Raw genomic sequence first — 18097 nt, forward strand, 5'->3', positions numbered from 1 at the left:
GTTATTTCATCCGCCCTTTATTTCCAGATGTTCAGCGGCGACATGATCCAGAAGCCGACCACCACCACCCACACCACCGACACCGGCAGGAACACCTTCCAGCCGAGACGCATGATCTGGTCGTAGCGGTAGCGCGGGAACGTCGCACGCGCCCAGATGAACACCGACAGCAGGAAGAAAATCTTCAGCACGAACCAGAACACGCCCGGGATGAAGGACAGGAAGCCGAACGGCGCGTCCCAGCCGCCGAGGAACAGCGTCGTCGCGATCGCCGAGATCACGATCATGTTGATGTACTCGGCGAGGAAGAAGAGCGCGAACGCCATGCCCGAGTAATCGATCATGTGGCCGGCGACGATTTCCGATTCGCCTTCCACCACGTCGAACGGATGGCGGTTCGTTTCGGCGATGCCCGAGATGAAGTACACGACGAACATCGGCAGGAGCGGCAGCCAGTTCCACGACAGGAAGTTGACGCCGAAGCCCGCGAAGATGCCGCGCTGCTGCGAAGTCACGATGTCCGACAGATTCAGCGAGCCTGCGACCATCAGCACGACGACGAGCGCGAAGCCCATCGAGATTTCATACGACACCATCTGCGCCGCCGCGCGCATCGCCCCGAGGAACGCGTACTTCGAGTTCGACGCCCAGCCGGCAAGAATCACGCCGTACACGCCGATCGACGAGATCGCCATCACGTAGAGCAGGCCCGCGTTGATGTTGCCGAGCACCGCTTCCGCCTGGAACGGAATCACCGCCCACACGGCAAACGCAGGGACCACCGTCATGATCGGCGCGATCAGGTAGATCCATTTGCTCGCCTGGATCGGCTGAATCACTTCTTTCAGCAGCAGCTTCAGCACGTCGGCGATCGGCTGCAGCAGGCCCATCGGACCGACGCGATTCGGCCCGAGGCGCACGTGCATCCAGCCGATGAGCTTGCGTTCCCACAGGATCAGGTACGCCACGCACAGCAGGATGACGACGGAGACCACCAGGATGCGGACCAGCGCCCACACCGTCGGCCATGCGACGCCGAGAATCTGCGTGCCGCCCGCGTTGATCGTATCGAACAAGCCCATTTACGCCTTCTCCACTACCAGTTCACCGAACAAGCCGCCGAGCGCGGCGCCAGCCGTCGTACCCGCCGACACGCGGACCACCGTTTCCGCCAGATTCGCATCGCGAACCGCCGGCATGACCACCGACAGACCGCCCTGGGAGACGCGCACGGCATCGCCGTTCTTCAGGCCGAGCTGGTCGAAAAGCGACGTCGGCAAGCCGGCGACGTTCGCATCGCGAGCCGCCGCCGTCAGATGCAGCGATTCGGCGCGGCGCGCGAGCGCGTCCGCGTGATAAATCGGCACATCGGCGAGACGCTCGAACTTGCCTTGCGCTGCCGACACCGCCGTCTTGCGCTGCGGCGCGACGCCCGTCTTGTTCGACAGACGCGCGCTCAAATCGCCCGTACCGAGCGCGGCGTTGCGCACTTCTTCGGCGGTATCGAAGTCGAAACCCGGCAGGCCGAGAATGCTGCCGAGCACGCGCAACACCTTCCAGCCCGGACGCGTCTCGCCGAGCGGACGCACGACGCCGTTGAACGACTGCGCGGTGCCTTCGGCATTGACGAACGTGCCGGACGTTTCCGTGAACGGCGCGATCGGCAGGAGCACGTCGGCGTATTCGGTGCCGTGCTTGAACGCCGACAGCGCGACGACCATTTCCGCCTGCTTGAGCGCGGCAAGCGCCTGAGCGGGGTTCGCCGTATCGAATTCGGGTTCGACGTTGAAGAGCACATAGCCCTTGCGCGGCTGTTCGAACACTTCGCGCGCATTGAGACCGCCCTCGCCCGGCAATGCATCGACGAGATGCGCGCCGACCGTGTTGGCCGCTTCCGTCAGGAAGCCGAGCGTGGCGCCCGTGCTGTCCGCGATCCACTGGGCGACCGCCTGAATCTGTGCGAAGTCGGGATGCTGCACGGCGCTGTTGCCGAGCAGGACGACGCGCTTCTCGCCCGCCGACAGCGATGCCGCCACGTCCTTCGCAGCCGCCGACACTTCGCGGCCCGCGAACGCTTCCGGCAACGCGACGCCGCGCGCTTCCGCGACCGCCGCCGCGATACCCGCGAGCTGGTCGAGCCATGCCGACGGCGCCGCGACCACGCGATGCGCGGCCGGAATCAGCGAGTCGTCGTTGCTGGCGTGCAGGAACGTGAGCTTTGCGCCGCTCTTCGCGGCCTGACGCAGGCGCGCTGCAAAGAGCGGATGATCGCGACGCAGGAACGAACCGACGATGAACGCGGTATCGATCATCGACAGATCGGCGATCTTCACGCCGAGCCACGGTGCACCGACGCCTACCGGCGCCGAAAAGTCGCTTTGGCGCAGACGGAAATCGACGTTGGGCGAGCCGACGCCTTCAGCGAACTGTTTCAGCAGATACAACTCTTCGATCGAGCTATGCGGTGTCGCCAGCGCGGCGATCGCGTTCGCGCCATGATCGGCCTTGATGCCCTTGATGCCCTTCGCGACGTATTCGAGCGCGGTCTGCCAGTCGGTTTCGATCCACTGGCCGCCCTGCTTCAGCATCGGCGCGGTCAAGCGTTCGGCGCTGTTGAGCGCTTCGTATGAGAAACGGTCCTTGTCGGAGATCCAGCATTCGTTGATGGCTTCGTTTTCCATCGGCAGAACGCGCATCACGCGGTTGTTCTTCACCTGGACGACGAGATTCGCGCCAACGGAATCGTGCGGGCTCACCGACTTGCGGCGCGACAGTTCCCACGTCCGCGCCGAGTAGCGGAACGGCTTGCTCGTCAACGCGCCGACCGGGCACAGGTCGATCATGTTGCCCGACAGTTCCGAATCCACCGTCTTGCCGACGAACGACGTGATCTCCGAATGCTCGCCGCGGCCCAGCATGCCGAGTTCCATCACGCCGGCGACTTCCTGGCCGAAGCGAACGCAACGCGTGCAGTGGATGCAGCGCGTCATTTCTTCCATCGAGATGAGCGGGCCGACGTTCTTGTGGAACACGACGCGCTTTTCTTCGTTGTAGCGCGACTGCGACTTGCCGTAGCCGACGGCCAGATCCTGCAACTGGCATTCGCCACCCTGATCGCAGATCGGACAGTCGAGCGGGTGATTGATCAGCAGGAATTCCATCACGGACTGCTGCGCCTTCACGGCTTTGTCGGACGTCGTGCGCACGATCATGCCGGCAGAAACCGGCGTCGCACAGGCGGGCACGGCCTTCGGCATTTTTTCGACTTCGACGAGGCACATCCGGCAGTTCGCCGCGATCGACAGCTTCTTGTGATAGCAGAAGTGAGGAATGTACGTATCGACCTTGTGCGCAGCCTGGATCACCATGCTGCCTTCAGGCACCTCTACCGTCTTGCCGTCAATTTCTAGTTCAACCATGATGGGGAATGGTCCTTAACCTTTATCGCGCCTTCACGCTGTAACCGCTTCGGACGCCGCATGATGCGCGTGTCCGCCGACGAGACAATGCTTGTGCTCGACGTGATATTCGAATTCGTTCCAGAAGTGCTTCAGCATGCCGCGCACCGGCATGGCCGCCGCGTCGCCGAGCGCGCAAATCGTGCGGCCCATGATGTTTTCGGCCACCGAGTTCAGCAGATCCAGATCTTCCTTGCGGCCGAGACCGTGTTCGATACGATGCACGACGCGATACAGCCAGCCCGTGCCCTCGCGACACGGCGTGCATTGACCGCACGACTCTTCGTAATAGAAGTACGACAGACGCAAGAGCGAACGCACCATGCAGCGCGTTTCGTTCATCACGATCACCGCGCCCGAACCCAGCATCGAGCCGGCTTTCGCGATCGAATCGTAGTCCATGTCGGTCGCGAGCATCATGTCGCCCGGCACGACCGGCGCCGACGATCCGCCCGGAATCACCGCCTTGATCGACTGGCCGCGCACGCCGCCCGCAAGTTCCATCAGCGTCGAGAACGGCGTGCCGAGCGGAATTTCGTAGTTGCCCGGACGATTCACGTCGCCGGAAATCGAGAAGATCTTGGTGCCGCCATTGTTCGGCTTGCCCATTTCCAGATAATTCTGCGGCCCCACTTCGAGCAGGAACGGAACGGCTGCGAACGTCTCGGTGTTGTTGATCGTGGTCGGCTTGCCGTACACGCCGAAGCTCGCCGGGAAAGGCGGCTTGAAGCGCGGCTGGCCCTTCTTGCCTTCGAGCGATTCGAGCAGCGCGGTTTCTTCGCCGCAGATATAGGCGCCGTAGCCGTGGTGCGCGTAAAGCTCGAACGAGAAACCCGAGCCCAGGATGTTCGCGCCGAGGTAGCCGGCCGCGCGCGCTTCTTCGAGCGCCGCTTCGAACACCTTGTAAACTTCCCAGATTTCGCCGTGGATGTAGTTGTAGCCGACGGAGATGCCCATCGCATACGCGCCGATCGCCATGCCTTCGATCAGCGAATGGGGGTTCCAGCGCAGGATGTCGCGGTCCTTGAACGTGCCCGGCTCGCCTTCGTCCGAATTGCAGACGAGATACTTCTGCCCCGGAAACTGACGCGGCATGAAGCTCCACTTGAGACCGGTCGGGAAACCCGCACCGCCGCGGCCACGCAGACCCGACGCCTTCACGTCGGCGATCACCTGCTCGGGCGGAATCTTTTCTTCGAGAATCCGGCGCAACTGCTTGTAGCCGCCGCGCGCGACGTAGTCTTCGAGATGCCAGTTCTCGCCGTTCAGGCCGGCCAGAATCAGCGGTTTGATGTGACGATCGTGAAGAGACGTCATTTCGAAAGTTCCTCGATCAACTGGTCGATCTTCTCGCGGCTCATGAAGCTGCACATGCGATGGTTGTTCACCAGCAGCACCGGCGCATCGCCGCACGAACCGAAGCACTCGCCTTCTTTCAGCGTGAACTTGCCGTCCGGCGTGGTTTCGCCGAAGTCGATGCCGAGCTTCTGCTTCAGATACTCGGCGGCGCTGTCCGATCCGCCGTCCGGACCGAGCTGGCACGGCAGGTTCGTGCAGAGCGTGATCTTGTGCTTGCCGACCGGCGAGGTCTCGTACATCGTGTAGAACGTCGCGACTTCCTGCACGGCGACCGCCGGCATGCCGAGATAGTCGGCGACGAACTGCATCAGTTCGGGCGACAGCCAGCCGTGCTCTTCCTGAGCGGTAGCCAGCGCCGACATCACCGCGGACTGCTTCTGTTCCGCGGGATACTTGGCGATCGCACGATCGATTTCTTTCAGGCCTTCAGCTGAGATCATTTTCAGACACGACTCTTTCAATTCCTACCGAACGGAAACCTGCCGCGCCCTTCTTGTTGCGGCAGACCTGGCGTCCTGCTGTTGCTTGTTCGCCTGGTACGCGCGACGTTGGTGTCAGCGCGCGTCTTGCCAGACGACCGAATGTGGATCAGCGATCGATCTCGCCGAACACGATGTCCTGCGTACCGATGATCGTCACTGCGTCGGCGATCATGTGGCCGCGCGCCATTTCGTCGAGCGAAGCAAGATGCGCGTAACCAGGGGCACGGATCTTCAGGCGATACGGCTTGTTCGCCCCATCCGACACGAGATAGATGCCGAACTCGCCCTTCGGATGCTCGACGGCCGCATACGTTTCGCCTTCGGGGACGTGAAAACCTTCCGTGAAGAGCTTGAAGTGGTGAATCAGCTCTTCCATGTTGGTCTTCATGCCGACCCGCGAAGGCGGCGCGACCTTGTGATTGTCGATCATCACGGGGCCGGGATTCTTGCGCAGCCACTCGATACACTGTTTGGCGATCCGCGTGGATTGACGCATTTCCTCCACACGCACGAGATAACGGTCATAGCAATCGCCGTTCACGCCCACGGGAATATCGAAATCCAGCTGGTCATACACTTCGTACGGCTGCTTCTTGCGCAAATCCCACTCGATACCCGAGCCGCGCAGCATCGCGCCCGTCATGCCGAGCTGCATCGCGCGCTCCGGGCTGACCACGCCGATGCCCACGAGACGCTGTTTCCAGATGCGATTGTCGGTAAGCAGCGTTTCGTACTCGTCGACGCAACCCGGGAAACGCGTAAAGAAGTCGTCGAGGAAGTCGAGAAGCGAGCCCTGACGCGTCTCGTTCATTCTTGACAGCGCCTTCGCATTGCGGATTTTCGACGCCTTGTATTGCGGCATCGCGTCAGGCAAATCGCGATATACACCGCCCGGACGATAGTACGCCGCGTGCATCCGCGCGCCGGAGACGGCTTCGTACACGTCCATCAGATCTTCGCGCTCGCGAAACGCGTACAGGAACACCGCCATCGCGCCGACGTCGAGCGCATGCGAGCCGATCCACATCAGGTGGTTCAGCACGCGCGTGACTTCGTCGAACAGCACGCGGATGTACTTCGCGCGGATCGGCACGTCGATACCGAGCAGCTTTTCGATTGCCAGCACGTAGCCGTGCTCGTTCACCATCATCGACACGTAGTCGAGACGGTCCATGTACGGCACGGACTGGATGAACGTCTTCGTTTCGGCGAGCTTTTCGGTCGCGCGATGCAGGAGGCCGATGTGCGGATCGGCGCGCTGGATCACTTCGCCGTCGAGCTCGAGCACAAGGCGCAGCACGCCGTGCGCTGCCGGGTGTTGCGGGCCAAAATTGAGCGTGTAGTTCTTAATCTCTGCCATGGCGTTCTCTTAGTGTTTCAGACCGCCATAGCGATCTTCGCGGATCACGCGCGGCGTGATTTCGCGCGGCTCGATCGTCACCGGCTGGTAGACCACGCGCTTCTCTTCCGGGTCGTAGCGCATTTCGACATAACCCGACACCGGGAAGTCTTTGCGGAACGGATGGCCGATGAAACCGTAGTCAGTGAGAATGCGGCGCAGGTCGGGGTGGCCTTCGAACACGATGCCGTAGAGGTCGAACGCCTCGCGCTCGTACCAGTTCGCCGACGACCATACGTCGACAACGGACGGCACGATCGGCACTTCGTCGTCCGGTGCGAACACGCGCACGCGCACGCGCCAGTTGTTCGAGATCGAGAGAAGATGGAGCACGGCGGCGAAACGCGGGCCTTCGTAGGCGCCTTCGCCGTAAGTCGAGTAATCGACGCCGCACAGGTCGACCATTTGTTCGAAGCCGAGCTCGCGATCGTCGCGCAACTGAAGCGCCACTTCCGCATAGTTGCTCGCCTTGACGACGATCGTCAGTTGCCCAAGCGCCTCGGTGATGCTCTGGAGGCGGTCGCCAAACGCCGCCTCGAGGTTCGCTTTAAGGGTCTCGAGTTTGCTTGCCATAATTGGGGAGGCTCAGGCCTTATTGACGGGCGATGGTGTTCGTGCGGCGAATCTTCGCTTGCAGCTGGATCACGCCGTACACCAGCGCTTCCGCCGTCGGCGGACAGCCCGGCACGTAGACGTCGACCGGAACGATCCGGTCACAACCGCGCACGACAGAATACGAATAATGATAGTAGCCGCCGCCGTTTGCGCACGATCCCATCGAGATGACCCAGCGCGGCTCGGCCATCTGGTCGTAGACCTTGCGCAGCGCGGGCGCCATCTTGTTGCACAGCGTGCCGGCCACGATCATCACATCCGACTGGCGCGGGCTCGGACGAAACACGACGCCAAAACGGTCGAGGTCGTAGCGGGCAGCGCCCGCATGCATCATCTCGACCGCGCAGCACGCGAGACCGAACGTCATCGGCCAAAGGGAGCCGGTGCGCGTCCAGTTGATCAGCTTGTCAGCCGTGGTGGTGACAAACCCTTCCTTCAAGACCCCTTCGATACTCATTTGCTTTCCACTCCAGATGAGCAGCCAGCCAAAGCCGCCCATGAATCCGGTGATTTAACTGTCATTCCCAGTCGAGACCGCCCTTTCTCCAGATGTAGGCGAAGCCGAGCAAAAATTCGAGCAGAAAAATCATCATAGCCATGAAGCCCGGCCACCCGATGTCGCGCAGAGCAACGCCCCACGGGAACAGGAAAGCGGTTTCAAGGTCGAAAATAATGAACAGAATAGCGACGAGATAGTAACGCACATCAAATTTCATACGCGCGTCTTCGAAAGCTTCGAAGCCACATTCGTACGGTGCGTTCTTTTCGGTGTCAGGCTTGTTGGGACCGAGGATCTTGCCGATGCTGACCAACGCTATGCCTAAACCAGTGCCCACCAGGAGGAACAACAAGACGGGGTAATAGGGTGCGAGGTTCAAGGCTATCCTCAAATCGGTTGGGTCAGTTGATTGATACGAATGCTTCAGCCGGGACAGACCACCCGGTCGAGAATTTCGCTTCGGATCGCTCACGAACACAATCAGATCGTAAGCGTACTCCAGAAGTGACAATGCCAGCCGAAGCGATGCATGCGGCTGGCATTGGATAACTTTGGTGCCGACGGCGAGACTCGAACTCGCACAGCTTTCGCCACTACCCCCTCAAGATAGCGTGTCTACCAATTTCACCACGTCGGCACTGTCTTGCAATCCGGCAAAACAACTTGTTATCGCTGCGAATCGCTTCAAGACTTGAATTATAACTTGGTGCTTCGGATTGTTCAACGCACAAAAAGCGAATTTCGCGAAAAATTTATTCTGGCCTTATTTCGGCACGTCCGCGCCCGACGCCGACGAAGCAACAGGCGCCGACGCCGGTGCCGAAGCCGCCGCGGAAGCAGAAGCAGGCGCTGTCGCCGCGCCGCCCAGGACGCCCGCCGACGTTTGCGGCTTGTAGCTGCCGAGGTAGGTCAGTGCCAGCGTCGAGATGAAGAACACGGCTGCGAGGACGGCCGTCGTGCGGGAAAGAAAATTCGCCGAGCCGGTTGCGCCAAACAGGCTGCCCGACGCGCCGCTACCGAACGCGGCGCCCATGTCGGCGCCCTTGCCATGCTGCAACAACACGAGGCCGATCACGCCCAACGCCGACAACAACTGGACGACGATGATCAAAGTCTTCAAATACAGCATTTCCACTCACCTGGATCTTTAATGTTGACGCGACACCGATGCGTCGCGCTTACTGCATGCCCGCGTCTTGCGCCGGCGCCTACTCAGTTGGACACATCCTGTGCCGCCTGGCAGATCGCCAGGAAATCCTTCGATTTCAACGACGCGCCGCCAATCAGCCCGCCGTCGATATCCTGCTGTGCGAACAATTCCTGAGCATTGTCCGGCTTCACGCTGCCGCCGTAGAGCAACGGAACGTCGACCGCCGATGCACTCTTCTCCGCGAGCTTCGCGCGAATGAACGCATGCACGGCCTGCGCTTCGTCGGCGCTCGCGCTCTTGCCCGTGCCGATCGCCCAGACCGGCTCGTACGCAATCACGATTTTCGCCACTTGCTCGTCGGACAACACAAGCAGCACTGCATCAAGCTGCGTGCCGACAATCTGTTCCGTCACGCCGGTTTCACGCTGCTCGAGCGTTTCGCCGACACACACGATGGGCGTCAGTCCCACTTCGAGCGCGCGCTGGGCCTTCACCGCGACGAGATCCGAGGTCTCGCGATGATACGCGCGACGCTCAGAATGCCCGACGATCGCGTACATCGCACCGAAGTCGGAAGCCATTTCAGCGGAGACTTCGCCGGTGTAGGCGCCCGTCGCGTAAGCCGACACGTCCTGCACGCCCCACGCGACCACCGATCCGCTCAACAATGCCTGCGACTGCGGCAAATACGGACACGGCACGCACACGCCGACTCGCACACCCTTCTGCAATGCCGACGCACCCGATGCCACTTCGGTCAGCAGCGCGCCATTCTGCGCAAGCCGGCCGTGCATCTTCCAGTTCCCGACAACCAGTTTCGCTCGTTGTTTCGACATAAGTCTCGCCGCTCGGCAGCGTCGCCGCTGCGTTCTTGGTATGGTTTTCAGTTTGCGCGCCAGTCCGACGAGGGACAGCACGCCGCGCTAATCGCCTGCAGAACACGCAATTTTACTGCGTCGCGGCGAACCCGGTCAAACCGGCACGATTTTCGCCGGCCGCTTACGCGCTCTGGCTCCAGTCGAGCATGATCTTGCCCACGTGCGTGCTGCCTTCCATCAACTCGTGCGCCGCCGCGGCCTGATCGGCGGGAAAAACCTGATGGATCACCGGTTTGATGCGCCCCGCCTCGATCTCCGGCCAGACGCGCTCCTTCAGTTGCGCCGCGATCTTGCCTTTGAACGCGACCGGGCGCGGACGCAGCGTCGAGCCGGTGATCACCAGGCGCCGGCGCAGCACGTCGTTCAGGTTGATTTCGGCCTTCGCGCCGCCGAGCAGCGCGATCACGCAGACGCGTCCGCCATCGGCGAGCGCCTTCAGCTCGCGCGGCAGATAGTCGCCCGCGACCATGTCGAGAATCACGTCGACACCGCGATCGTTCGTGAGCGACTTCACCACTTCGACGAAATCTTCCGTCTTGTAGTTGATCGCCCGCTCGGCGCCGAGCGCCTCGCACGCGCGGCATTTCTCGTCGGTGCCCGCCGTCACGAACACGCGATGACCGAGCGCCTTCGCGATCTGGATCGCCGTCACGCCGATCCCGCTCGATCCGCCCTGGATCAGGAGCGTCTCTTCGGCGCCGTTTTCGCCCGAGCCGAGATGCGCGCGCTCGAACACGTTGCTCCAGACGGTGAAGAACGTTTCCGGCAGCGAAGCCGCTTCGATGTCCGTAAGACCCTTCGGCGCCGGCAGGCATTGCTCGGTCGGCGCAACCGCATATTCCGCATAGCCGCCGCCCGCGAGCAACGCGCACACGCGATCGCCCTTCTTCAGGCCGAACGGATTGTGCTTCGGATCGAACGCGTCCTCGCCCGCATCGACGATTTCGCCCGCCACTTCGAGCCCCGGCAGATCCGACGCGCCCGGCGGCGGCGCATAGCCGCCCTTGCGCTGAAACACATCGGGCCGGTTCACGCCGGACGCCGCGACCTTGATCAGCACCTCGCCCGACTTCGGCGCGGGCATCGGGCGTTCGCCCAGTTTCAATACGTCGGGTGCGCCAAATTCAGTGATTTCGATCGCCTTCATCTGCTTCCCCTGAGATCGGATTCGTCGGTGGTTTCTTAACCGGATGGCACTGCGGACTCAAGCCAAGCTTAATCCACACTGCCATCGAGTCACGCAAAAAAGAGGCCAAAAAAACGGCCGGTTCGCGAAACCGCGACCGGCCGTCGAAACATTACCGCGTTAGTGCTGCGGCTGCGTCGGTTCCGCTTGCGCGGCGCCTTCGTTCAGCAGCGCCTTCGCCGACAGACGAACGCGACCCTTCTCGTCCGTCTGGATGACCTTCACGCGCACGACCTGGCCTTCCTTCAGGTAGTCGTTGATGTCCTTCACACGCTCGTTGACGATTTCCGAGATGTGCAGCAGACCGTCCTTGCCCGGTAGGATGTTCACGATCGCGCCGAAATCGAGCAGCTTCAGCACCGGACCTTCGTAAATCTGTCCGACTTCCACTTCGGCCGTGATGTTCTCGATGCGCTTCTTCGCTTCGGCCATGCCTTCGCTGCTCGTGCTCGCGATGGTCACGACACCGTCGTCCGAAATGTCGATCGTCGTGTTGGTTTCTTCCGTCAGCGCGCGGATCACCGAACCGCCCTTGCCGATCACGTCGCGGATCTTTTCCGGATTGATCTTGATCGTGATCATGCGCGGCGCGTAGTCCGACAGCACCGTGTTCGTGCCAGGAACCGCCGTGGTCATCTTGCCGAGGATGTGCATGCGGCCTTCCTTCGCCTGCGCGAGCGCGACCTGCATGATTTCCTTCGTGATGCCCTGGATCTTGATGTCCATCTGCAGCGCGGTCACGCCTTGCGCCGTGCCGGCCACCTTGAAGTCCATGTCGCCGAGGTGATCTTCGTCGCCGAGGATGTCGGTCAGAACCGCGAACTTGTTGCCTTCGAGGATCAGGCCCATCGCGATGCCCGCGACGTGCGCCTTCATCGGCACGCCCGCGTCCATCAGCGCGAGACAGCCGCCGCAAACCGACGCCATCGACGAAGAACCGTTCGATTCCGTGATTTCCGACACGACGCGGATCGAGTAGCCGAATTCGTCGGCGGACGGCAGGCACGCGGCGAGCGCGCGCTTAGCCAGCCGGCCGTGGCCGATTTCACGGCGCTTCGGCGAACCGACGCGGCCCGTTTCGCCGGTCGCGAACGGCGGCATGTTGTAGTGAAGCATGAAGCGCTCGCGGTATTCGCCTTCGAGCGCGTCGATGTTCTGCTCGTCGCCCTTCGTGCCGAGCGTCGCGACGACCAGCGCCTGCGTTTCGCCGCGAGTGAAGAGCGCCGAACCGTGCGTGCGCGGCAGAACGCCCGTGCGGATTTCGATCGGGCGCACCGTGCGGGTGTCGCGGCCGTCGATACGCGGCTCGCCGTTCAGGATCTGCGAACGGACGATTTTCGCTTCGATGTCGAACAGCACGTTGCCGACCGTCGCCTTGTCGGCGGCGACCGTGCCCGATGCCGCTGCGTCCTGCTCCAGCGCGGCGGAGGTCGCGGCGTACACTTCCTTCAGCTTCGTGGAACGCGCCTGCTTGTTGCGCAGCTGGTATGCGGCGAGCAGTTCGCCCTGGGCGATTTCCGTCACGCGGGCGATCAGCGCTTCGTTCTTCGGCGCCGGCGTCCAGTCCCATTCCGGCTTGCCGCCGTCGCGCACGAGTTCGTGGATCGCATCGATGGCCGTCTGCATCTGCTCGTGGCCGAACACGACGCCGCCGAGCATCACTTCCTCGGACAGTTGCTGCGCTTCCGATTCCACCATCAGCACGGCGCGCTCGGTACCGGCGACGATCAGGTCGAGCGCCGATTCCTTCATTTGCGGACGCGTCGGGTTGAGCACGTATTCGTTGTTGATGTACGCGACGCGCGCGGCACCGACCGGGCCGTTGAACGGCAGACCCGACACGGCGAGCGCCGCCGACGCGCCGATCAGCGCGGGAATGTCGGCGGGAATGTCCGGATTCAGCGACAGAACGTGGATCACGACCTGCACTTCGTTATAGAAGCCTTCCGGGAACAGCGGACGCAGCGGGCGGTCGATCAGGCGCGAGATCAGCGTCTCGCCTTCCGACGGCCGGCCTTCGCGGCGGAAGAAGCCGCCCGGGATCTTGCCGGCGGCATAGGTCTTTTCGAGGTAATCGACGGTCAGCGGGAAGAAATCCTGTCCCGGCTTCGCCGTCTTCGCGCCGACGACGGTCGCGAGCACGACGGTATCTTCGATGTCGACGAGCACTGCGCCGCTTGCCTGGCGCGCGATCTCACCCGTTTCCAGACGGACGTTGTGTTGTCCCCACTTAAATTCTTTGACGATTTTATTGAACATTAGTCACTCCTTGTTCGTTACGCCGCGCCGTCCGATCGACACGAGCCGACCGGACGGCGCTAAGCCAGGCGACGGCCGAACCGCGCAAAAAGAGGTGTGTTATGCCATTCCAACGCAACACGACACGCGATGCGCATGACGCGCTGGAATGACACAAAGCTCTGCCGCGAGGCCCGGGCCGGATGTCGGGTCGCTCGAGGACCCGGATGACACAGATGATGCGTTTGAAACACGTGCCGGCCAGTAGCCGTTCAAAAACAAAATGCCTGTATCAGCGGACTGACACAGGCATTTCGATGGAACGCTGGCCGCTTGTTGCCAATTACTTGCGCAGGCCCAGCTTTTCGATCAGCGAGCGATAACGGTCTGCGTCTTTGCCCTTCAGGTAGTCGAGCAGCTTACGGCGACGGCTCACCATGCGCAGCAGACCGCGGCGGCTGTGGTGATCCTTCGTGTGAGCCTTGAAGTGCAGGGTCAGTTCGTTGATGCGGGTTGTCAGCAGTGCGACTTGCACTTCGGGCGAACCGGTGTCGTTGGCGGCGCGCGCGTATTCTGCGACGACGTCGGACTTCTTGCTTTGAACTGCGGACATGTGCTTTTCCTTTAAAACAGACAGGCGGTCACGGAAGAAAGGCCGTGCCGTGGGTTACTGCCACGAATTTTCGACGATGGTTTCGCTTCGGACGGTTTCCGGCGGTTCCAGTTCGTCACTTTCACGACGGACCTCCCCAAAACGAAGCGCGAATTATAGCACGGCCCGCCCGGGCGTTGAGACCCGTCCGAACGGACTAGCGCGCCGGGCGCGTCATGTCGCAGGAACTGGGCTGGGCCGTCGCGTTCGCCGGCAGCGCGAGCAGCGTGCGAAAACCGTAGCCCGAGCCCTCGTTGTCGACCTGCACGCCGGGCGCGCCCGCGCGGTCCATTTCCATCACGAAAAGGGGCTGGATCAGCTGGTGATCCTGCGCGCGCATCGTCGATGGGTGAAACCCGTTGTCGAACTTCATTCCCTCGAGCGCGCGCGCTACCGCGGTCGGATCGGCGCTGCCGGCGCGCGTCATGGCTTGCGCCAGCATCTCGATCATGAGCGGCATGCGCAGCACGAGATAATCGTCGGCGGCCGACGGATAGCGCGCGCGGAACGCTGCGTAGTAAGCGTCCGACGCCGCGCCGCCGACATTCGGATGCCAGTCCGCCACCGCGACCACGCGTTTCACGCCCGCGTCGCCGAGCGCCGCCGGGGCGCCCAGGCTGTTGCCGTAGAACGTGTAGAACTTCGTGTTCAGCCCCTGCTCGCGCGCGGCCTTGACGAGCAAGGTCAGGTCGTTGCCCCAGTTGCCCGTCACGACCGCGTCCGCGCCGCTCGCGCGGATCTTCGCGATATAGGGCGCGAAATCCTTCACGCGGCCAATCGGATGGAACTCGTCGCCGGCGATCGCGATGTCCGGACGCCGTTCCTTCAGTGCGCGCGCCGCCTCGCGACTGACGTCGTGGCCGAAGCTGTAGTCCTGATTCAGCAGATAGACCCTCTTTACCGACCGGGCGTCGCGGATCACGTCCGCGAGCGCGTCCATGCGCATGCCGGCGTGCGCGTCGAAGCGAAAATGCCAGAAGCTGCACGACGCGTTGGTGAGCGCGGGATCGTCGGCGGAATAATTCAGGAACACGACGCGCGCATCGGGCTCGCGCGCGTTCTGCTTGTCGATCGCCGCGACGAGCGCCGCCGCCACCGCCGAACTGTTGCCCTGCATGACGAAGCCGATCTTCTGGTCGATCGCCGCGCGCAGTTGCACGAGGCTCGCCTCGCTACTGCCCTTGCCGTCGAGCACGACGAGTTGCAGCGGATGCGCGCCGTCAGCGAGCTTCACGCCGCCTTGCGCGTTCACGCGCTCGACGCCGAAGCGCAGATTGCGCTCGACCACCGCGCCCGCGTTGGCGAAGGGGCCCGACATGCCCTCGATCATCGCGATGCGAATCGGCGCGCCTTGCGCCGCGACGGCCGCCGCCGCCATCGACCACGCGATGCACGCCGACGCCGCGAGCCGCAGCCAGCGGCGTCCGAGCCGCCATCCCGTCAATCCATGTTGTTTTACCGCGTCCGACATCGTCGCTCCGCCGCCAGTTCGTTTCGATGAGAGCGCGGATCATAGGCCGCGTCACGCGCGGGGCGCAAGCGCGACGCATTCACCGGGCGGCACCGCGGTGCGCCGAACCCGCGACAATGCGCGGCTTCCGGCCCGAAATCGCGTGCCCAGCAGGATGTTTTTTCCCCGCGCGTGTCAAAATCCTTGCAACACTAGGGAAACCCGGCGCCCGCGCCGGAACATAAAAGCTTCCGGAGGCCTCCATGTCGCTCAAACTCAATCGCGCCCGCGCAGCCGCCGGCGCCGCGCTCGCCGGGCTTGCGCTCCTGCTTTCGGCGTGCGCGCAGCCGTGGCAGAACTATCAGGCGGGCGCCGACGTATCCACGATCACCGCCCGCCTCGGCCCGCCGCGCGAAACCTACGACTTGCCGAACGGCGGCAAGCGCCTGATGTGGCCGACCCAGCCGCTCGGCGAAGTCACGACCGCCGCGGATATCGACGCTTCCGGGAAGATCGTCAGCGTGCGCCAGGTGCTCGACGCCAACGAGTTCTACAAGGCCGAGATCGGCACCTGGACCAAGAAGGACGTGCTCGTCAACTTCGGGCGGCCGGTGGAAACGTCGTACTTCCCGCTGATGAAGCGTGAAGTGTGGACTTATCGCTATATGGAATCGAATGTCTGGTACATGATGTACAGCTTCTATTTCGACGATCAGGGCATTCTCCGGCTGACGCAAAAGACACCCGATCCGCTGCACGACCCGGACCGGCGCAACATGTTCTGAAGCTTGCGCTCAACCTCGCCTTCATGGCGAACGTGATCGTCGACGCGATGCGTGCGAACTGATCGACAAGTTCGTGGACGACCCGCCAGCGCGCGGCATTCATGTCGACTGCTGGCAACTGGAGCGCCCGGCGCGTGAGCGGCCGTCGATGCGAGAACGGCTGCTGTTTTCGAGGCGGTCCGCAGCGGAGTGAGCAGAAAAAAGCCCTCGCTTCTGGCGAGGGCTTTTCATTGCTTGCCGGCGACACGATCCGCGTCGCGGGCAAAGTCTGATCAAAGCTGCGGGTTGAGCTTCTCGACTTTCGAATGGAGCTTGTTGAGCGCGGCGATATACGCCTTCGCCGACGCCGCGACGATGTCCGGATCGGTGCCGACGCCGTTCACGATCCTGCCGCTCTTCGAGAGCCGCACCGTCACTTCGCCCTGCGCCTGCGTGCCCGTCGTGATCGCGTTGACCGAGTACAGCACGAGTTCCGCGCCGCTTTCGACCTTCGATTCGATCGCGTGCAGCGTCGCGTCCACGGGACCATTGCCGCGCGACTCGCCGGTCACTTCGGCGCCGTCGACCGCGAACACCACGCGTGCCTGCGGCTGCTCGCCGGTCTCCGAATGCTGCGCCATCGACACGAAGCGGAAATGCTCCTTCGCCTGCGCTTCAGCCGATTCTTCCGAGACGATCGACATGATGTCTTCGTCGAAGATTTCGGACTTGCGGTCCGCGAGTTCCTTGAATCGCGCAAACGCGGAGTTCACGTCGCCTTCCGATTCCAGCGTCACGCCGAGTTCTTCAAGACGCTGCTTGAATGCGTTGCGGCCCGACAGCTTGCCGAGCACGATCTTGTTCGTGCTCCAGCCCACGTCTTCCGCGCGCATGATTTCGTAGGTGTCGCGCGCCTTCAGCACGCCGTCCTGGTGGATGCCCGACGCGTGCGCAAACGCGTTCGCGCCGACCACCGCCTTGTTCGGCTGCACGACGAAACCGGTGATTTGCGAAACGAGCTTGGAAGTCGGCACGATCTGCGTCGTGTCGATCCCGACGTCGAGCCCGAAATAATCCTTGCGCGTCTTGACCGCCATCACGATCTCTTCGAGCGACGTGTTGCCCGCGCGCTCGCCGAGACCGTTGATCGTGCATTCGACCTGCCGCGCGCCGCCGATCTGCACGCCCGCGAGCGAATTCGCGACCGCGAGGCCGAGGTCGTCGTGGCAGTGCACGGAAAAGATGGCCTTGTCGGAATTCGGAATGCGCTCGCGCAGCGTCTTGACAAGCTGGCCGTACATCTCCGGCACGCCATAGCCAACCGTATCGGTGATGTTGATCGTGCGCGCGCCCTCGTCGATCACGGCTTCGAGCACGCGGCACAGAAAATCGAGATCCGAGCGGCTGCCGTCTTCGGGCGAGAACTCGACGTCGTCGGTGAACTTGCGCGCGAAACGCACCGCGAGCCGCGCCTGTTCGTAGACCTGCTCCGGCGTCATGCGCAGCTTCTTCTCCATGTGCAGCGCGGAAGTCGCAATGAACGTGTGGATGCGGAACTGGTTGGCGGGCTTCAACGCATCGGCGGCGCGCTGGATGTCCTTGTCGTTTGCCCGGGCGAGCGAGCAGACCGTGCTGTCCTTGACGAGCGAGGCGATCGTCTGGATCGCGTCGAAATCGCCGTTCGAGCTCGCAGCGAAACCCGCCTCGATCACGTCGACCTTCATGCGCTCCAGCTGCTTCGCGATGCGGATTTTCTCTTCCTTGGTCATCGACGCGCCGGGCGATTGTTCGCCGTCACGCAAGGTCGTGTCGAAAATGATCAGCTTGTCTGCCATGTCGGCCTCCGATGGGAGTTTCTGGATTTTGGAAACAGTGGGGAAAAACTAAACGGAATTCGGGTGTCCGCGCCACCGCTGGCGTCGAAAACCACGAACGAGCAGACGGGAGGCGAGACGGATTAGCGCGGT

General features: G+C 62.6%; 16 protein-coding genes and 1 tRNA gene. 1 reads left to right on the plus strand and 16 read right to left on the minus strand.

All coding sequences use genetic code 11. The features are described 5' to 3' along the window. Window positions 1-17: 17 nt before the first annotated feature. From nuoH to QCE48_RS09415, 15 genes are all read right to left on the minus strand, one after another. Window positions 18-1082, minus strand: coding sequence for an NADH-quinone oxidoreductase subunit NuoH (nuoH, locus tag QCE48_RS09345; protein ID WP_309788098.1), 1065 nt, complete (start codon window positions 1080-1082; stop codon window positions 18-20). Then, window positions 1083-3419 carry an NADH-quinone oxidoreductase subunit NuoG gene (gene nuoG / locus QCE48_RS09350; RefSeq protein WP_309788097.1) on the minus strand — a complete coding sequence of 779 codons (2337 nt, stop codon included), beginning with the start codon at window positions 3417-3419 and terminating at the stop codon, window positions 1083-1085. It lies immediately after the preceding gene. A gap of 33 nt (window positions 3420-3452) precedes the next feature. Then, window positions 3453-4775 carry an NADH-quinone oxidoreductase subunit NuoF gene (nuoF, locus tag QCE48_RS09355; RefSeq protein WP_309788096.1) on the minus strand — a complete coding sequence of 441 codons (1323 nt, stop codon included), beginning with the start codon at window positions 4773-4775 and terminating at the stop codon, window positions 3453-3455. Next, entirely contained in the window at window positions 4772-5257 is a 486-nt protein-coding gene (gene nuoE / locus QCE48_RS09360; protein WP_062637273.1) for an NADH-quinone oxidoreductase subunit NuoE, read from the minus strand. The genes nuoF and nuoE overlap by 4 nt, the downstream gene beginning before the upstream one ends. Before the next feature lie 148 nt (window positions 5258-5405). Continuing rightward, window positions 5406-6659, minus strand: a complete 1254-nt coding sequence (locus QCE48_RS09365; protein WP_309788095.1) for an NADH-quinone oxidoreductase subunit D — start codon at window positions 6657-6659, stop codon at window positions 5406-5408. A 9-nt stretch (window positions 6660-6668) separates the two neighbouring features. After that, window positions 6669-7271, minus strand: a complete 603-nt coding sequence (locus QCE48_RS09370) for an NADH-quinone oxidoreductase subunit C (RefSeq protein WP_309788094.1) — start codon at window positions 7269-7271, stop codon at window positions 6669-6671. A 19-nt stretch (window positions 7272-7290) separates the two neighbouring features. Continuing rightward, window positions 7291-7770 (minus strand): NADH-quinone oxidoreductase subunit B family protein, encoded by a 480-nt coding sequence (locus QCE48_RS09375; protein WP_006052903.1) that lies wholly within the window; start codon window positions 7768-7770, stop codon window positions 7291-7293. A 61-nt stretch (window positions 7771-7831) separates the two neighbouring features. After that, entirely contained in the window at window positions 7832-8191 is a 360-nt protein-coding gene (locus tag QCE48_RS09380) for an NADH-quinone oxidoreductase subunit A (protein WP_062637281.1), read from the minus strand. 173 nt (window positions 8192-8364) lie between these two features. Further along, window positions 8365-8449, minus strand: a tRNA-Leu gene (locus QCE48_RS09385). A 126-nt stretch (window positions 8450-8575) separates the two neighbouring features. Then, the gene (gene secG / locus QCE48_RS09390) at window positions 8576-8941 is read right to left on the minus strand and encodes a preprotein translocase subunit SecG (protein ID WP_309788093.1); all 366 of its coding nucleotides are present in this window, start codon (window positions 8939-8941) and stop codon (window positions 8576-8578) included. Window positions 8942-9024: 83 nt separating this feature from the next. Next, window positions 9025-9798 (minus strand): triose-phosphate isomerase, encoded by a 774-nt coding sequence (tpiA, locus tag QCE48_RS09395; protein ID WP_309788092.1) that lies wholly within the window; start codon window positions 9796-9798, stop codon window positions 9025-9027. Between the two features lie 163 nt (window positions 9799-9961). Further along, window positions 9962-10987: an NAD(P)H-quinone oxidoreductase gene (locus QCE48_RS09400; RefSeq protein ID WP_309788091.1), complete on the minus strand. Its 1026-nt coding sequence runs from the start codon at window positions 10985-10987 to the stop codon at window positions 9962-9964. A 159-nt stretch (window positions 10988-11146) separates the two neighbouring features. Next, complete coding sequence (pnp, locus tag QCE48_RS09405; protein WP_309788090.1) at window positions 11147-13285, minus strand: polyribonucleotide nucleotidyltransferase; 2139 nt, start codon at window positions 13283-13285, stop codon at window positions 11147-11149. Between the two features lie 322 nt (window positions 13286-13607). Continuing rightward, a complete protein-coding gene (gene rpsO / locus QCE48_RS09410; RefSeq protein WP_309788089.1) occupies window positions 13608-13877 on the minus strand; it encodes a 30S ribosomal protein S15 in 270 nt (89 codons plus the stop codon). Window positions 13878-14073: 196 nt separating this feature from the next. Further along, complete coding sequence (locus QCE48_RS09415; RefSeq protein WP_309788364.1) at window positions 14074-15294, minus strand: branched-chain amino acid ABC transporter substrate-binding protein; 1221 nt, start codon at window positions 15292-15294, stop codon at window positions 14074-14076. A 335-nt stretch (window positions 15295-15629) separates the two neighbouring features. Between QCE48_RS09415 and QCE48_RS09420 the strand changes: the two genes are divergently transcribed. After that, the gene (locus QCE48_RS09420) at window positions 15630-16151 is read left to right on the plus strand and encodes a hypothetical protein (RefSeq protein ID WP_309788088.1); all 522 of its coding nucleotides are present in this window, start codon (window positions 15630-15632) and stop codon (window positions 16149-16151) included. A gap of 272 nt (window positions 16152-16423) precedes the next feature. Here QCE48_RS09420 and QCE48_RS09425 read toward each other — a convergent pair whose 3' ends face one another. Continuing rightward, the gene (locus QCE48_RS09425; RefSeq protein WP_309788087.1) at window positions 16424-17965 is read right to left on the minus strand and encodes a 2-isopropylmalate synthase; all 1542 of its coding nucleotides are present in this window, start codon (window positions 17963-17965) and stop codon (window positions 16424-16426) included. Between the last annotated feature and the right edge of the window lie 132 nt (window positions 17966-18097).

The organism is Caballeronia sp. LZ024 (assembly GCF_031451455.1).
GTDB lineage: Bacteria > Pseudomonadota > Gammaproteobacteria > Burkholderiales > Burkholderiaceae > Caballeronia > Caballeronia telluris.

Excerpts from the sequence above, each read along its gene's own strand:
- nuoH (WP_309788098.1), bottom strand. The coding sequence starts at position 1,082 with ATGGGCTTGTTCGATACGATCAACGCGGGCGGCACGCAGATTCTCGGC.
- nuoG (WP_309788097.1), bottom strand. The coding sequence starts at position 3,419 with ATGGTTGAACTAGAAATTGACGGCAAGACGGTAGAGGTGCCTGAAGGC.
- nuoF (WP_309788096.1), bottom strand. The coding sequence starts at position 4,775 with ATGACGTCTCTTCACGATCGTCACATCAAACCGCTGATTCTGGCCGGC.
- nuoE (WP_062637273.1), bottom strand. The coding sequence starts at position 5,257 with ATGATCTCAGCTGAAGGCCTGAAAGAAATCGATCGTGCGATCGCCAAG.
- QCE48_RS09365 (WP_309788095.1), bottom strand. The coding sequence starts at position 6,659 with ATGGCAGAGATTAAGAACTACACGCTCAATTTTGGCCCGCAACACCCG.
- QCE48_RS09370 (WP_309788094.1), bottom strand. The coding sequence starts at position 7,271 with ATGGCAAGCAAACTCGAGACCCTTAAAGCGAACCTCGAGGCGGCGTTT.
- QCE48_RS09375 (WP_006052903.1), bottom strand. The coding sequence starts at position 7,770 with ATGAGTATCGAAGGGGTCTTGAAGGAAGGGTTTGTCACCACCACGGCT.
- secG (WP_309788093.1), bottom strand. The coding sequence starts at position 8,941 with ATGCTGTATTTGAAGACTTTGATCATCGTCGTCCAGTTGTTGTCGGCG.
- tpiA (WP_309788092.1), bottom strand. The coding sequence starts at position 9,798 with ATGTCGAAACAACGAGCGAAACTGGTTGTCGGGAACTGGAAGATGCAC.
- QCE48_RS09400 (WP_309788091.1), bottom strand. The coding sequence starts at position 10,987 with ATGAAGGCGATCGAAATCACTGAATTTGGCGCACCCGACGTATTGAAA.
- pnp (WP_309788090.1), bottom strand. The coding sequence starts at position 13,285 with ATGTTCAATAAAATCGTCAAAGAATTTAAGTGGGGACAACACAACGTC.
- rpsO (WP_309788089.1), bottom strand. The coding sequence starts at position 13,877 with ATGTCCGCAGTTCAAAGCAAGAAGTCCGACGTCGTCGCAGAATACGCG.
- QCE48_RS09415 (WP_309788364.1), bottom strand. The coding sequence starts at position 15,294 with ATGGCGGCGGCGGCCGTCGCGGCGCAAGGCGCGCCGATTCGCATCGCG.
- QCE48_RS09420 (WP_309788088.1), top strand. The coding sequence starts at position 15,630 with ATGTCGCTCAAACTCAATCGCGCCCGCGCAGCCGCCGGCGCCGCGCTC.
- QCE48_RS09425 (WP_309788087.1), bottom strand. The coding sequence starts at position 17,965 with ATGGCAGACAAGCTGATCATTTTCGACACGACCTTGCGTGACGGCGAA.